The following is a 15,202-nucleotide window of genomic DNA, read 5'->3' as shown; positions in this document are numbered from 1 at the left end:
GGGTACGGCTTACCAGCGCTGCTGACGTTGCAGTGAAACCCTACTCCGGCAGCAGTCGCGAATCCACCGATTGCGTGAGCCAGTGCCTGCATCCTGCAGTCACCTGCCTCCAGACAAGCAGCGCCATCAGCGATGCGAGACCTCCGCTTCAACGCACCGCAGGCTCCGCCGCCAACAATTCGATCTCCGCCAGCTGCAGTTTGGCAGGCGCGCTGAATCGCAACCGATACTCCGCATACGCACCAGGGGAGGCAATGCGAAACGGCCGCGTCTGCAACGGCCAGTCAAACGTTTCCTCATGGCGCTGATCGACGACCTTCCACGCACCACCGGCCGCACGCGCTTCCAAGGTCCATCCACTTGTCGCAATCGCCGCATTGCCGCTGGTCAGGGTGTAGAGGATCGGCGTGCCGCGCGCCATGCCGCTGAACGTCAGCGCCGATGCCGGTGCGACTGAAGCGACCGTCCCCGCATCGTCGTCATGCAGTGCGGCGACATCGCCACCATCGGCCGGCGTGATGCGCGCCGTGTCTCCGAGTACATCGCGCAATGGGGCAGGGCGTTCCCCCGCAGGAGTCAGCGACGGCGGCGCATCGTCCGGCCCGGTGCCCCAGCGCGAGGGTACCGGCCCCATCACGAAGTCCAGCGTCGCACCCTTGGCGATGTCTGCATGCGGCAACCAGGTCTTGCGCCAGGGCTTGCCGTTGAGCCTGAGCGATTGCACGTATACGTTCTGCGGCGAATTCTGTGGCGCGTTGACCGTCAGCGTCCCGCCACCGGGTAGACGCACGCTGGCATGCTTGAACAGCGGCGAGCCGATCACATAGTCCGGCGTGCCCATGCGCAACGGATACAACCCCATTGCTGCGAACAGATACCACGCCGACATTTCGCCGTTGTCCTCATCGCCGGGATAGCCCTGGCCGATCTCGCTGCCCAGGTACAGGCGCGCCAGGATCTCGCGGGTCAGGCGTTGCGTCTTCCATGGCTGCCCGGCGTACAGATACATCCACGGAATGTGGTGCGCGGTCTGGTTGCTGTGCGCATACATGCCCATGCGCACGTCGCGCGCTTCGGTCATCTCGTGAATGGTGGTGCCGTAAGAGCCGGCGAAGCTGGCCTCGGCGGTCTCGGGGGTAGCGAAGAACGTATCCAGTTTGGCTGCCAGGCCCGCGCGCCCTCCATACAGCGCGGCCAGGCCTTGCCCATCGTGCGGTGCGGTGAACGCAAACGTCCAGCCGCTGGATTCGGTGTAATCGTGGCCCCAGACGCGCGGATCGTACCGTGCCGCGTCCACGCGCCAGGTGCCGTCCGGTGTACGGCCCTGGAAGAACCCGATCGCCGGATCGAACAGTGCCGAATAGCCCGCCGCGCGGTGACGAAAATACAAAGCCTCGGTCGCGTAACGCTCGCGCGCCGCGGCTGTTTTCGCCTGCGTGGCCAGCGCATCGGCCATGTTGGCGATACCGAAGTCGTTGAGCGCGCCTTCCATCGACCACGACATGCCTTCGTGCGTGTCGGTATCGGCGTAACCGCGAAAGGTCGAACGCGTCATGCCCTTGCGGCCGACATGCCTGTCGGGCGCCACCACGGTGGCGTTCTTGCGTGCGGCAACATACGCCTCGACCGGATCGAAGCCCTGCACGCCCTTGAGCCAGGCATCGGCGAAGGCCACGTCGGAACTGGTGCCGACCATCAGATCGGCATAGCCGGGCGACGACCAGCGCGCCACCCAGCCGCCCGCGCGCGACTGCTCCAGAAAGCCCTGCACCAGCGCACCGGCATCGTCGGGCGCGAACAAGGCGTACGCCGGCCACGCAGTGCGAAAGGTGTCCCACAATCCGTTATTGACGTAGACCCGGCCATCGCGGATGGGCGCAAAGCTGCGCACCGCGCTGCCATCGATGTTGTCGTCCGACCAGCTGCTCTGGCTGGCGTAACGCCAGTCCGGTGCGCCGGCGCTGCCGACATTCTCATGCCCGGAGTTGGGATACAGGTGTAGTCGGTACAGGTTGGAATACAGCGTGGTCTTCTGATCGGCCGTGGCGTCGGGCACGTCCAGGCGCCCCAGCAACGCATCCCAGGCCTGCTGCGCCCGCGCGGCGACCTGCTCGAACGTTGCCTGGGGCGCGATTTCCAGTGCCAGGTTGTGCCTGGCCTGATCGAGCGAGATCAGCGAAGTGGCAATACGCATCTGCACCTGCCGGCTGCTGCCTGCATCGAACTTGATCCAGCCGGTGGGCCGGCCGGTGTCGCTCAGGCCGCTGGTTTTCCACGGCGTGTCGAAGCTGGCATAGACATACATGCGCGTGGCCCCGGTCGATAGCCCGCTACGCACGTCGGTGTAGCCGCAGAGCGTCTGCGTTGCCGCATCCAGGCGCAGCCCGCCGCGCGCGTCCACGTTGTCGAACACCAGATTGGCATCGCCCTGCGCCGGGAAGCGAAAGCGGAACAGCGCGGCATGGTCGGTCGGTGCGATCTCGGCGTGGATCCCGTTGTCCAACTGCACCGCGTAGCGATAGGGGCGCGCAGTTTCGTTGGCATGCGAAAACGCCAGCGCACGCTGTTTGCGATCGGCTGGCGGCACGCCGGCGGCCAGCGACGGCATCACCTGAAAGGTCTGGCGGTCGCCCATCCACGGGCTGGGCTGGTGGCTGAGCGACAACGCCTGCAGGCGCGGGCGATTGTCCGTGTCGTTATGTTCGTTCCAGCGATACAGCCAGGTCAGCGTGCCCGCATCGGTCACCGGCGTCCAGAAGTTGAAGCCATGCGGCACGGCCGTTGCAGGAAAATTATTGCCGCGCGAGAAGGTGCCATTGGATTGCGTGCCGCGCGTGGTCAGCACCCAATCCGACGGATGCGTTGCCGGCGTCAGCGGTACATCGGCAAGCGCGATATCGTCGATCCAACCGGTACTGGCCGCGCCTGCGGGCGGCGCAACGTCCAGCTCGATCGCACGCACATGGCGCCCACGCAGACCGGGCACCTCGCCCAGCCGCACCGCCTTGCGCGCCCATTGCTGCGGATACAGCGTCTTCGACTCGCCCTGCGCGCGCGCGCCGAGCGCGACGCCGTGTTGATCCCGCGCGGGGCTGGCAGACACGCGCGTGCCGTCGTCCAGCAGCAGATCCAGGGATACATAGGTCGAGGCCGCATGCTCGCTGCCCACGCTCTCCGGCAATACCAGCCATGACAGCGTCGTATCGGCACCGATCCGGACATCTGCGGTAAACAGGGTGCGCCGCCCCCCCGCAGCACGACTGTCATACCGCAGCGCATGTGCACCGCTGTAGCCGGTGCGCGGCTTGGCCGCATAGGGCGCGGCCGGACCGGTGCCGATGGCAATCTGCACATCGCCTGCAGCGGCGCCTACCGGTAACGGCTGACCAGCTTCGAACGAACTCGAAAACCCGGTCGCCGCGCTCGCCGACAGCGGCGCAGCGCAGCCCAGGGCAACCGCCAGCCGAAGCCACAGGTCACGCGGATGCAGCAAGACGACAGATGAGATCACGTGGCGATGTCTCCTTGGGGGCGATGCCGCAGGGCAGGTCTGGCTGACCGCTGCGTGCGATCTGGACACGGGGCGCAGGCGCGGGGCGGTGCGTCATGGTGAGGCGATGATAAGCGCGATGTCCGGGTGTGGTGGCCCGGCGCGCTCGCGCCAGCAGGGGCAAGGCGATGCCGGACCTGCCGTAGCGTCCCGGGGTTGCCGACGCCCGGGCTGGCGCCGAGACCATCCCGCCCGAACCGGTGTCGCCCGGTCGATGGGCCGATCCCCACGCAGGCTGCTAGAATCCGCGCTCTGCCTTTGCCTCTACGATCGTGCCGCCATGAGCCAGACCGCCACCGCGCCCGCCAATGCCGAATCGCGCTACACCGTGCATCGCGGCGATCTGCCGCTGAGCTGCCCGACGCCGCAGATGGCATTGTGGAACTCGCATCCGCGCGTGTATCTGCCGATCGAAGACGAACCCAACTGCGAAGCCAAGTGCCCGTACTGCGGCGCGCTGTTCGTGCTTGCAGACTGATCCTGGCCGGATGCACCGCCTGACCGTGGTGCAACTGCTGCCGGCGCTGCAGTCCGGCGGCGTCGAGCGCTCCACCCTGGAAATCGCCGCTGCGCTGGTGCGCGCCGGCCACCGCGCGGTGGTGGTGTCGGCCGGCGGCCGCCTGGTCCAGCCGCTGCTGGAGGCGGGTGGCGAACATCTCACTCTGGACATCGGGCGCAAGTCGCTGCTGACCTTGCGCCATGTGGTCGGCCTGCGCCGGCTGTTCGCCGAACTGGGCGCCGACATCGTACATGCACGTTCGCGCCTGCCGGCTTGGCTGGGGTGGTACGCGCTGCGCGGCATGCCACAGGCCACACGGCCGCGCTTTGTCACCACCGTGCATGGGCTCAACTCGCCCAGCCGCTATAGCGCGGTGATGACCTACGGCGAGCGGGTGATCTGCGTTTCGCAGACGGTGCGCGAGTACGTCTGCACGCACTATCCGCAGACCGACAGCGCGCGCTTGCGCACGATCCCGCGCGGAGTCGATGTTGCCCAGTTTCCGCGACGCCCGCATCCGGATCGCCGCGCGCGCACCTGGGCACAGACCGTGCTGCCCGGCTTGCCGGCCGATGCGCCACTGCTGCTGCTGCCCGGGCGCGGCACCCGCCTGAAGGGGCACACCGACGGTCTGCAACTGCTCGCCGATGTGCGCGCTGCCGGCGTGCCGGCCTGGCTGTGGCTGCCGGGCGCGCGCGCGCCCGGCCGCGAAGCCTACCTGCGCGAGCTGGAGGCCGAGGCCGCCAGACTGGGCGTGGCCGAGGCGGTCGTCTTCACCGGACCCACCGCACGCATTGCCGAGGCTTATGCCGCCAGCGATCTGGTGCTGCAGCTGTCGCGCAAACCCGAGGCCTTCGGCCGCACCGTGGTGGAGGCCTTGTCGGTGGGCCGGCCAGTGCTGGGTTGGGCACATGGTGGCGTGGGCGAGTTGCTGGCCGAGTTGCAACCCGGCGGCGCGGTGCCGGCCTTCGATGCCGACGTCTTGCGCACCCAGGCGCTCCATGTGCTGCAGCAGGCGCCGACACCGCCCGCCGTGCTTCCCTACACGTTGCAGGCCATGCAAGCGGCCACCCTGAAGGTCTATGACGAACTCCGCCGCTGAGGCCATCCCGCCCGCGTCCGTACTGACGCCCGATGCCGGTCGCTGGGCGCCGCTGTGGGTGATCCTGTTCGTGGCGCTGTGGCCCACGCCCGGGCTGGCCGAAACGGTGTTGTCGCTGGGCGCCCTGTTTGCGGCGTATCGCCTGCTGCATGCGCGGTTCCGTGGCGGCACCCGGCTGCTCAGCGGTGCCGCCTGGGCGCTGACCAGTGTGTTGTTCTTTGCGTACTGGTTGCCGCAGATGCTGTCGGCGTTCGATGCGGTGGACGTGGGCCGCGCGCTGCGCAAGTCGGCCACCGATCTGCGCTATCTGCCTTTCATGTGGTTGTGTGCGATCGCGGTGGCCAACGCGCAGCGGCGTCGGCGCACCTTCACCGGCCTGGCGGTGATCGGCGCGGTATGGACGCTGGATGCGCTGCTGCAGGCCGCGTTCGGCAACAGCCCGTTGTTCTTCGGCCTGGATCAGATCAAGCAGCTGATCAGCGGGCATGGCCTGTGCACACCGCAGGAGCTGGCCCTGGTCGACCGCCTCAGTGGCGTGCTGGGGCCGTGCAACCTCAAGTTCGGTCAGACCCTGGCCAGCCTGTCGCCCTTCCTGTTGCTGGCGCTGGGGCGGCGCCATGCCTGGGCCTGGGCAGGCGCTGCGGCGGCGGTCGGGGTGGTGTTGGTGCTGGCCGGTTCGCGGGCGTCGTGGATCACCTACGGCGTGATCGTGCTGCTGTCCGGCTGGCAGTTGCTGGGTGGCCGCCGCCTGCTGGGAGTGGCGCTGGTCGGCGCGCTGCTGGCGGCCGGTGTGGTCACCGTGGCGCCGCAGGCGCGCGAGCGGATCCAGCGCACCGCCCTGGCCTTTAGCGATGGCGAGCAGGGTGTGGATCAGGCATTGTCCGGGCGTGCGCAGATCTGGGGCGCGGCGCTGTGCATGATCCGCGCGCATCCGCTCAATGGCGTGGGTGCACGTGGATTTCGTCAGGCCTACCCGGCCTGCAATCCAGCACCTGCGCAGGCGCCGGCCTGGGGCGACGGGCCGGCCTTCCATGCGCACCAGATCGTGCTGGAAATCCTGGCCGAAACCGGGGTGGTCGGTTTGCTGCTGTGGCTGGCCGGTGCGGCGCAGGCCTGGCGCGCGTGGCGCTATTCCAGCCTGGCCGCGCGCGCGCAGGCACGCCCGGCGATGATCGCGCTGGTGGCAACCGTGTTCCCGCTCAACACGCATCTGGCGTTCTACTCCAGCTTCTGGGGCGGGCTGAGCCTGATGCTGGCCGGCCTGTATGCCGGTGCCTTGCTCAACGACGACGCCGATCAGCCGCCGCCGCGCTGACCCGCCGCACATCCTTGCGCTACTGCGGCTGCACGCAGCGCAGGCGTGAGACCCCCCGATATCAGCGATAGAACGCGCTGCGCCCACCCGGCTGGCGCTTGAAGCGGCGATGGATCCACAGGTACTGGTCCGGCGCCTCGCGCACCATGTCCTCGATCGCCGCATTGACCTGCGCGGTATCGGCGATCACATCGTCGGAGGGGATGTCTGCCAGCGGCGGTGCGATCTTGAGGATGTAGCGGCCACCTTCGCGCCGATGGAAATACGGCACCACCGCGCAGCCGGTCAGCCGCGCCAGCTGATGGGTGGCGGTGATGGTGGAGGCCGGGTGCCCGAAGAACGGCACGAACACGGTGTCCTTGCCGCGCATGTCCTGATCCGGCGCGTACCACAGGAAACCGCCGCGCTTGAGATGCTTGATGGTGGCGCGCAGATCCTCGTTGGCGAACATGTGCGTGGCATAGCGCAGCCGCCCGCGCTTGACCGCCCACTCGAACACCGGGTTGCGATGCCTGCGGTACATGCCGGCCAGCGGCACGTAATCGCATAGCAGCCGCCCGCACATTTCCAGCGTCATGAAGTGGCCGGACACCAGCAATACGCCGCGTTTTTGCTCCTGCAGACGCTGCAGATGTTCCAGGCCTTCGACCTGCACGCCCGGCCGAATGGTATCGATGCTGCCCCACCAGGCACGCGCGAATTCGAACAGGCCCACGCCCAGCGCATCGAAACTGTCGCGCAACAGCCGCGCCCGCCAGGCATCGTCCTGTTCGGGAAAACACAGCTTGAGGTTGACCTGGGCAGCGCGCCGACGCGTGCCGGCCAGGCGCATTGCGATCCAGCCCACGCCACGCCCGAGCGCACGCTGCAGCGTCCAGGGCAGGCGGCCGGCCATTACCATGACGGCAAGGCCCAGATACATCGGCCAGTGCCTGGGGTTACGCAGGGAAGGGCGGACAGCGACGTTGGCGGGCTCGGACATGCGCCAATTCTAAGGGATCATGCGCGCGCGGCAGCGTGCACATGCGCACGCCGCAACGCTCCCGTATCCTGCACCGATGCGGAAAGACCCGATCGAATGGCTGTTGCGCGGACTGTACTCGGCGCTGTTGTACCTGCTGCTGCCGGTGACGGTGTACCACCTGGTGTGGCGCGGTTTTCGCGTGCGCGAATACTTCAACCGCTGGAACGAGCGCTATGCCTCCTACACGCATGCCTGCGGTCGTCCGCGGGTGTGGGTGCATGCGGTGTCGGTGGGCGAGGTGAATGCCGCCGCGCCGCTGGTCAACGCCCTGCGCGCGCAGCGTCCGGACATCCGTTGGGTCATCACCACCATCACCCCCACCGGGTCCGAGCGCGTGCGCGCGGTCTGGGGCGATGCGGTGGACCACGTGTACCTACCCTACGACGTACCCGGCAGCGTCGGCCGGTTCCTGGAGCATTTCCGCCCGCGCTTGGCGTTGATCATGGAAACCGAGCTGTGGCCGAACATGTTGTTCGGTTGCCGCGACCGCAAGATTCCGGTGTACATCCTCAATGCGCGGCTGTCGGCGCGCTCGCTGCGTGGCTATCGCCTGCTGGCACCGTTGATCAGCCGCGCGCTGCGCAGCGTCACCTGCGTGGCGGCGCAGTCGCACGACGATGCCGAACGCTTCATCACGCTGGGTGCGCGCTCCGACCAGGTGATCGCACTGGGCAATCTCAAATTCGATATCGCCGCGCCTGTGCAGTTGCAGGCCCTGGTCGCGCAGTTCCATACGCACGTGCCGGCAACGCGGCCGGTGTGGATTGCCGCCAGCACGCACGAAGGCGAGGAGGCGGCCGTGGCCGACATCCATGCGCGTCTGCTGCTGCAGTTTCCTGACCTGCTGATGTTATGGGCGCCGCGCCACCCGGAGCGCTTTCCCAAGGCCGAGGCAATGGCGCGCGAGCGTGGCTGGGCTGTGTCCACGCGCAAGACCCGGCAATGGCCACAGGCGCGCGACAAGGTGTTCGTCATCGATACCCTGGGCGAACTGATGAGTTTCTACGCCTGCGCGCAGGCCGCCTTCGTCGGCGGCAGCCTGCAGCCGATCGGCGGGCACAATCTGCTCGAACCGGCGGCGGTCGGTACGCCGGCAGTCACCGGCCCGCATCTGCATAATTTCGCGGAGATTTCGCGGCGCATGCGCGAGGCCGTTGCGGTGACCATCTGCGAAGATGCCGACGGCGTGTATCACGAGCTTGCGCGCTTGCTCGGCGACCCTGCCCAGCGCGAGACGATAGCCGCAGCAGGACTGGCATTGGTCGCCAATGGCAAGGGCGCGGTAGCGCGGACGCTGGTGCAGATCGCGCCGGACCTGCCGCCGGTGGTGAGCGAGGGCGTGGCGTCCTGAGGACGTCGCTGCGCCGACCGCGCTGCAGCGTGCGGTGCAGCCAACCACAGATATTCCGCTGCAACCGACGCACTCATGGCGTCCAGGCCTCCACGCAGCCGTTATATCACTGGCTTGAAATGGGTGACGCAACGTTGCAAACAATCGATAGGTGCGCGTGGCCGGCGCTCCGGAAACACGTACAAAAAAGGCAGGCATGCGCCCGCCTTTTCAGCCACAGCTAAGATCGCCTTACTGCAGCGAGCCACTACCCTGCAGCTTGGACTCGGCATCCTGCGACAGCAGGCGGTTCACATCCTGCAGGTCGGTGATGTCGAGCTTGCCGATCGCCTGGCCCAGCAGCAGACGGTTCTGCAGGAAGTTGTAGCGCGACTGCGCATAGTTCAGCTGCGCCTGGAACAGGGTGCGCTGGTTCTGCACCACGTCCAGCACGGTGCGCGTACCGACTTCCAGGCCCACCTGCGAGGCGTCGTACGCGGCCTGCGCGGAGACCACGGCCAGGCGGCGTGCTTCCACTTCGCTGATGCCGGCGACCACGGTCTGGTAGGCATTGCGCGTATTGCGATCCAGCGCGCGCTTCTGCTGCTCGTAGGTGTCCTGCTGGATATCGCGCTGCGAGAGTGCTTGACGTACTGCGGACTGCGTTGCACCGCCGGCAAAAATTGGAATTGACACGCTGATGCCGATCGAATCGGTATCGATGTCGCGGCCTTGGGTCGTAAACACACCGCTTTCCGCAGCCCCTGTGCCCCAACTATTGCTGCGTCCCACGCTGCCGGTCAGATTGACGGTGGGCAAATGGCCGGCACGTGCTGCGGTAATGCTGGCCTCGGCCGCGCTGACCTGCAATTGCTGCGCCTTCAACGCCGGGTTGTCTGCGATGGCGGTCGCCACCAATTGGTCGACATCACTGTAGGCCGCAGGAACCTCCGGGCGAAACTCTTCCGGCAGTGCACGCAGACCAACTACCGGCTGGCCGGTCAACTCGGTGAGCGCCTGGTAGTAGTCCTTCAGCGTGTTGCGGGCGTTGATCGTATCTGCACGCGCCTGGTCGTATTGAGCGCGCGCTTCGTGCACGTCGGTGATCGGGGCCAGGCCCACCTCCAGGCGTTTGTCGGCGTAGTCGAACTGCTTCTTGGCTGCGGCTTCGTTGGTCTCTGCAGCCGCCAGCGACTCGATGCCCACCAGGACCTGGAAATACGCCGCCGAGGTGCGGGTGATCAGGTCGTTATTGGCAGATGCCAGTGTGAAGTCGGCTGCCCTTGCAACTTCGCGCTGCGCGCGCAGGTTGGAGAACTGCGCCCAATTGAAGATCGTCTGAGAGCCTTGGATTTGAGTGGAGCGCGACGAGGTGGTGATGCGGCCATCTTGGCCTTCGATTTCGCGGTGGGATTTACTGTAGTCGTAAGCACCGTTGAGCTGCGGCAACAACGCCGCACGCGCCTGCACCTGACCTTCCCGGTTGACCAGGCGGGTGGACTCGGCCACTGCCAGCTGCGGATCGCCGTTGCGGGCCATTTCGTAGACCTGCAGCAGATCGGTGGCGTTCGCAGCCATCGGAGACAGGGCGGCGGCCAGCGCCAGGACGAGGGATCGGCGGATCATCGGGGAAGCTTCCTTGGGAATCAGAATTGGAATCGGGGCGTCGGTGCGGCGCCCTGGAGATAGGCGAGGTCGGTTTCGAACAACGATTCGATGCGCGGAGCGTTGACGTCGCCACGGACCAGGACTGCTTCCATCACCGGATCGTGACCGCGGACCACGAACAGACGCCCGTTCGGACGCAGCCACTGCAGCCACTGCGTCGGCAGCGACTCGACCGCGCCGGTCACGCAGATCGCATCGAAGCGGCGCTCGCTCTGCCAGCCGAACACATCGGCGGTTTCGATACGCACGTTGCTGCCCAGGCCGCTGCTGTCCAGACTGGCGCGCGCGGCGGCGGCCAGTGCCGGGTCGATCTCCAGGCTCAGCACCTCGCGGGCAAGCGCAGCCAGGCAGGCGGTGGAGAATCCGCTGCCGGTGCCGATTTCCAGCACGTCCTCGCCCGGCTGCAGATCCAGCGCCTGCAACATGCGGCCTTCCACCACCGGCTTCATCATCTTGTGGCCTGCCGACAGCGGGATTTCCACATCGACATAGGCCAGGGTCTTGTAGGCCTCGGGCACGAAGGCTTCGCGCGGCAGGCGCGCCAGCACCGCGAGCACGCGCAGGTCCAGCACGTCCCACGGCCGGATCTGCTGTTCGACCATCTTTTCGCGGGCCTGGGAGAAATCGATCGTCATGGTGCGGTTATCCAACGCGGTGGGGCAGGCATTTTACCGGTGCACGGGGCCACTGGCGCATCTAGCATCGCTGCGCGCCGCCAAACGGCGCAGTGCCGGAAGTCATCGCCACCAAAGGCCGGGGGCGTTCAACGCGGTGCATACGCCCTCAAAAAGAAATCCACGCTGGCTTGCAGGTGTTCGTCCACCTGCGCGCGGGTGGGCTGGCCATGCAGGCCGCACATCATCAGCGCATACAGCTCGCCCTTGAGCAGGCAGAAGAACTGCGAGGCCGCACGTGCCACATCGTCGATCTTCAACTGACCATCGGCCACGCGCGCAGACAGGAAATCCGCCAGCGCCTGCTGGGTTCGCTTGGGGCCGGCAGTCCAGAACATCTCGCGCACATGCACATCGCCGGTGCCGGGCGCCATCATCATGCGGTGGGTGGCAATGGCCGAGTCGGTACTGACCATGGCGAAGAAGGCATTGGCAATTTCGATCAGCTGATCGCGCAACGCGCCCTTGGGGGCATGATCGAACAGGTCGTCCGGCATCATCTGCTGGCATTGCGCACGGATCGCTTCGGAGAACAGGCTCTCCTTGTCGCCAAAATGGCTGTAGACGGTGAGCTTGGATACACCCGCCTGCGCGGCGATGCCATCCATGCTGACACCGGCATACCCCTGCTCCATGAACATGGCGCGGGCAGCGCCGAGGATGGCGGCGCGTTTCCCAAGATCCTTGGGCCTTCCGGGGCCGTTGCTTTTGGCCTTGGACTTGAGGGGGGGCGGGCTGGACATGCCGTCAATACTAGACCATCGGGTTCTATATTTATACTCGCCGCCCGTGGAGCGCCTTGAAGCGCTCAGGAACGGTCGTGCCTACACGCCAGCTGCGCGCCAACTTCGTTATGGGCGTTAATTGTTTCAACTGAATGCCTCCCGGTGTCATGGTGCGTCCCATCCTTGTGGGGAATCCACCTAGGGCGTTGCAAAACCCCCGGTGATAGATTGACTAACGGTCTGCCGACGCACGTCGGCAGCACTCTTGGCCAGCACAACGAGGGGGTCGAAGCGTGGACAGGGTCGGGGCGCATGCGCATGCAGGCTGCGTCCGCAGCACATGCGTGCGGCGGATCGGACCGCTGTGGCGATGGGCGTTGCTGGCCTGCGTGCTGCTCGGCGTCTGGCCGGCCCACGCCCAGCCGCCGACCCATACGACGCATCACACCGTCACGCGCTGGAGCATGGACGACGGCCTGCCGCACAATCTGGTCCATGCGGTGGCGCAGGGCGCCGATGGCCTGATCTGGCTGGGCACCTGGGAAGGCGTGGCGCGCTTCAACGGCCGCGACTTCACCGTGTATGACCGCCAGAACACACCGGGTGTCGAGCTGGGGGGCGTGTTCGTTGTGGCACGCGACAGCAGCGGCGGAATGTTGTTCGGCACCGCCTTCGATGGGGTGTACCACTACCAGGACGGTCACTGGCAGCAACTGGGCGACGCTTCGGCGCGTCACCTGGCGGTCAGTGCATTGCTGCGACGCGCCGATGGCGCATTGTGGGTCGGCACGCCGCAGACGCTGTACCGCATCGAGCCGGACGGGCGGGTGGTGGACGTCGGTCGCCAGGCCGGCCTGCCGCGTGCGCGCATCACTGCGCTGGCGGCCGAGGGCGATGGTGAGGGCGACTTGTGGGTGGGTACCGAAGTCGGGCTCTATCGTCTGCCGCGCGACGGCAGCGCGGCCGAGGCTTGGGGCAAGGCCCATGGCATGCGCGCCGCTCCGGTACGACGGCTGGCCAGCGATCGTCAGGGCGGCCTGCTGGTCGCCGGTGACGACGGAGTGTGGTGGTGGAGCCGCGGTGGCGGGCTACAGCGTTTCCGCCAAGGCCAGCGTGTGGATGCATTGCTGCTGGATCGGCGCGGGCATCTATGGATGAGCATGCCGTCGGGCACGCTGGTGGTGCACAGTGGCGCGGATGCACCGGACGAACAGATCGCCATTTCAGGAGTCGCCAGCCCGGCGCTGCTGGAAGATGCCGAGGGCCTGATCTGGGTCGGCAGCACACATGGCCTGTTCCGCATTGCCGAAGGCGCCGCGCACGGCGTCACCCACGAAGACGGGCTGGCCTCGGACTACGTACGCACGGTATTGCAGACCGGCGACGGCACCGTATGGGTGGGCAGCGCGGTGGGCCTGGACCGCTGGCGCGCCAATCAGATCAGCCGCGTATCGGTGGTGCCCAACCAGGGCGGACGCGTGCTGGAGCAATCTGTACTGGCCCTGGCCGATGCCGGCGATGGCGGCGTCTGGGCGGGCACGTACAGCCAGGGGGTGGTGCGTCTGGACGCGCAAGGTCATGTGCTGGCGCGCATTGGCGCGGCCGACGGCCTGCCGTCACTGTCGGTGCGCGCGGTGTTGCCCGATGGCGAGGCGCTATGGATCGGTACCACGGCCGGATTGGTGCGCTGGCGTGATGGCAAGGCACGTCGCTACACCGCCGCCGACGGCGTACCCGATGGCTCGGTGCAGGTGCTGTATCGCGATACGCAGGGCAATGTGTGGATTGGCACCGATCGCGGTATGACCGCGCTGTCGGCAAACGGCAGCACGCGCGCATGGCTGGGCGAGCAGGATTTTCCCGGGCAGAACGCATTCGACTTCCTGCGCGATCCCAACGGCGATCTGTGGATCGCCAGCGATCGCGGCTTGCTGCGCCTGCGGGGAGAGACCTTCCGCGTCTACGACCATCGGGTGGGGCTGCCGCGCGACAAGGTGTTCCGGGTAATCGACGATGGGCGCGGTTATTTCTGGTTGTCGAGCAACCATGGCGTGTTCCGCATCGCGCGCAGTGATTTCGATCAGCTCGACGCCGGTACTCGCGAGCAGTTGAGTGTGGAGGTGGTGGATCGCAGCGACGGCATGCCCGGCAATCAGGGCAACGGCAGCAGTGCGCCAGCCGGCTGGATGACGCAGTCCGGGCAGCTGCTGTTTCCCACCGCTGCGGGCCTGGGCGTGATCGACCCGTCGCGCGTGGGCACCCTGCAAGGCCATCGCGTCCCGATCGTATTCGAGCGCCTGCTGGTCGACGGCATGGTGCAACCGCTCAATGGTCTGCATCGCTTCGGTGCGGAGACCCGGCGCATCGCCATTGGCTATGCGGGGCTGAACTTTCGTGGTCCGGACAAGGTGCGCTACCGCTACCGGCTGGAAGGCTTCGACCCGGACTGGGTGGAAGCCGACAGCGCCAGCGAGGCGGTCTACACCAATCTGCCGCCGGGCCGTTTCCGTTTCCGCGTCCAGGCGATGTCGCTGCCGGTGGACTGGCGGCGGACCGCGCTGTTGGGCGAATCCAGCCTGGTGATCGCACTGGCGCCGCCGTGGTGGCGGCGTGGCGAAGTGATCGCCTTGGGCATCCTCGGGCTGGGCAGCCTGATCTACGTGTTTTATCTGTGGCGCACCGCCAGTTATCGCCGTCGTCAGCGCCAGCTCAATACGGTGATCGACGCACGCACGCGCGAGCTGAGCGACAAGAACCTCGCGCTGCAGCAGGCCAGCCAGGAGCGCGAAGCCCTGATGCGCCAGCTCGAATACCGCGCCAGCCACGACGTGCTGACCGCCTTGCCGAATCGGCGTGAGGCCGAGCGTGTCCTGCAGCAATGGTTCGACGACGCGCGCGCCGGTGGTGCCCCCTTGGCGCTGGTGCTGATGGACATCGATCACTTCAAGCGCATCAATGACGAGTACGGCCATGAGGTCGGCGATGCGGTACTGCGTGCGATCGGCGAAGCACTCAGCGAGCAGGATCACGCGCAGTGCTTTGCTGCACGTCACGGTGGGGAAGAGTTTCTGCTCGCGGCAGTCGGCGTGGATGCGGCACAGGCGCGCGCGCTGTTCGAGCGCATGCGCCAACGGCTCGCCGCGATCGGTGTCCAGACGCAGGGCACCACGGTGCGCTGCACTGCCAGCATGGGCATGGCGATGAGCGATGAAGCACCGAGCCGGCGCGAATTGCTGGCACTGGCAGACCGCCGTCTGTACCAGGCCAAGCGGCTGGGGCGTGATCGATTGGTGGATCAATAAGGCTGACGCGTTG

10 protein-coding genes are annotated in these 15,202 nt (G+C 66.9%); 5 read left to right on the top strand and 5 right to left on the bottom strand.

From position 1 onward, the window contains the following. Positions 1-148: 148 nt before the first annotated feature. Positions 149-3,511 (bottom strand): GH92 family glycosyl hydrolase, encoded by a 3,363-nt coding sequence (locus tag XarjCFBP7645_RS03575; RefSeq protein ID WP_104536254.1) that lies wholly within the window; start codon positions 3,509-3,511, stop codon positions 149-151. Positions 3,512-3,830: 319 nt separating this feature from the next. On the opposite strand from XarjCFBP7645_RS03575, the gene XarjCFBP7645_RS03570 reads away from it, so the two are divergent. The 3 genes from XarjCFBP7645_RS03570 to XarjCFBP7645_RS03560 are packed head-to-tail and all read left to right on the top strand — an operon-like array spanning position 3,831 to position 6,466. After that, positions 3,831-4,028: a zinc-finger domain-containing protein gene (locus tag XarjCFBP7645_RS03570; RefSeq protein WP_006451050.1), complete on the top strand. Its 198-nt coding sequence runs from the start codon at positions 3,831-3,833 to the stop codon at positions 4,026-4,028. Positions 4,029-4,038: 10 nt separating this feature from the next. Then, positions 4,039-5,151, top strand: coding sequence for a glycosyltransferase (locus tag XarjCFBP7645_RS03565; protein ID WP_104536253.1), 1,113 nt, complete (start codon positions 4,039-4,041; stop codon positions 5,149-5,151). Then, positions 5,132-6,466: an O-antigen ligase family protein gene (locus tag XarjCFBP7645_RS03560; protein WP_104536252.1), complete on the top strand. Its 1,335-nt coding sequence runs from the start codon at positions 5,132-5,134 to the stop codon at positions 6,464-6,466. The genes XarjCFBP7645_RS03565 and XarjCFBP7645_RS03560 overlap by 20 nt, the downstream gene beginning before the upstream one ends. A gap of 61 nt (positions 6,467-6,527) precedes the next feature. Here the strand turns inward: XarjCFBP7645_RS03560 and XarjCFBP7645_RS03555 are convergent, their stop codons facing one another. Then, entirely contained in the window at positions 6,528-7,448 is a 921-nt protein-coding gene (locus tag XarjCFBP7645_RS03555; RefSeq protein WP_104536251.1) for an LpxL/LpxP family Kdo(2)-lipid IV(A) lauroyl/palmitoleoyl acyltransferase, read from the bottom strand. Positions 7,449-7,524: 76 nt separating this feature from the next. Between XarjCFBP7645_RS03555 and waaA the strand changes: the two genes are divergently transcribed. Further along, on the top strand, positions 7,525-8,841 hold the full coding sequence (gene waaA, locus XarjCFBP7645_RS03550) for a lipid IV(A) 3-deoxy-D-manno-octulosonic acid transferase (RefSeq protein WP_104536735.1): 1,317 nt from the start codon (positions 7,525-7,527) through the stop codon (positions 8,839-8,841). Between the two features lie 231 nt (positions 8,842-9,072). On the opposite strand, the gene XarjCFBP7645_RS03545 is transcribed toward waaA, so the two are convergent. The 3 genes from XarjCFBP7645_RS03545 to XarjCFBP7645_RS03535 form a co-directional block, all read right to left on the bottom strand. Further along, complete coding sequence (locus XarjCFBP7645_RS03545; protein WP_047127208.1) at positions 9,073-10,446, bottom strand: TolC family outer membrane protein; 1,374 nt, start codon at positions 10,444-10,446, stop codon at positions 9,073-9,075. Between the two features lie 20 nt (positions 10,447-10,466). Continuing rightward, the gene (locus XarjCFBP7645_RS03540) at positions 10,467-11,123 is read right to left on the bottom strand and encodes a protein-L-isoaspartate O-methyltransferase family protein (RefSeq protein ID WP_047127207.1); all 657 of its coding nucleotides are present in this window, start codon (positions 11,121-11,123) and stop codon (positions 10,467-10,469) included. 128 nt (positions 11,124-11,251) lie between these two features. Beyond that, positions 11,252-11,905 carry a TetR/AcrR family transcriptional regulator gene (locus XarjCFBP7645_RS03535; protein WP_047127206.1) on the bottom strand — a complete coding sequence of 218 codons (654 nt, stop codon included), beginning with the start codon at positions 11,903-11,905 and terminating at the stop codon, positions 11,252-11,254. 275 nt (positions 11,906-12,180) lie between these two features. Here XarjCFBP7645_RS03535 and XarjCFBP7645_RS03530 point away from each other — a divergent pair, with 275 nt between their 5' ends. Further along, a complete protein-coding gene (locus XarjCFBP7645_RS03530; protein WP_104536250.1) occupies positions 12,181-15,189 on the top strand; it encodes a ligand-binding sensor domain-containing diguanylate cyclase in 3,009 nt (1,002 codons plus the stop codon). Positions 15,190-15,202: the final 13 nt, after the last annotated feature.

This window comes from Xanthomonas arboricola, assembly GCF_002940665.1.
GTDB classification, from domain to species: domain Bacteria; phylum Pseudomonadota; class Gammaproteobacteria; order Xanthomonadales; family Xanthomonadaceae; genus Xanthomonas; species Xanthomonas arboricola_B.
The sequence above is the reverse complement of the archived record's forward strand: the minus strand, read 5'-3'. Positions and strand labels throughout refer to the sequence as shown.

Excerpts from the sequence above, each read along its gene's own strand:
- XarjCFBP7645_RS03570 (WP_006451050.1), top strand. The coding sequence starts at position 3,831 with ATGAGCCAGACCGCCACCGCGCCCGCCAATGCCGAATCGCGCTACACC.
- XarjCFBP7645_RS03565 (WP_104536253.1), top strand. The coding sequence starts at position 4,039 with ATGCACCGCCTGACCGTGGTGCAACTGCTGCCGGCGCTGCAGTCCGGC.
- XarjCFBP7645_RS03560 (WP_104536252.1), top strand. The coding sequence starts at position 5,132 with ATGACGAACTCCGCCGCTGAGGCCATCCCGCCCGCGTCCGTACTGACG.
- XarjCFBP7645_RS03555 (WP_104536251.1), bottom strand. The coding sequence starts at position 7,448 with ATGTCCGAGCCCGCCAACGTCGCTGTCCGCCCTTCCCTGCGTAACCCC.
- waaA (WP_104536735.1), top strand. The coding sequence starts at position 7,525 with ATGCGGAAAGACCCGATCGAATGGCTGTTGCGCGGACTGTACTCGGCG.
- XarjCFBP7645_RS03545 (WP_047127208.1), bottom strand. The coding sequence starts at position 10,446 with ATGATCCGCCGATCCCTCGTCCTGGCGCTGGCCGCCGCCCTGTCTCCG.
- XarjCFBP7645_RS03540 (WP_047127207.1), bottom strand. The coding sequence starts at position 11,123 with ATGACGATCGATTTCTCCCAGGCCCGCGAAAAGATGGTCGAACAGCAG.
- XarjCFBP7645_RS03535 (WP_047127206.1), bottom strand. The coding sequence starts at position 11,905 with ATGTCCAGCCCGCCCCCCCTCAAGTCCAAGGCCAAAAGCAACGGCCCC.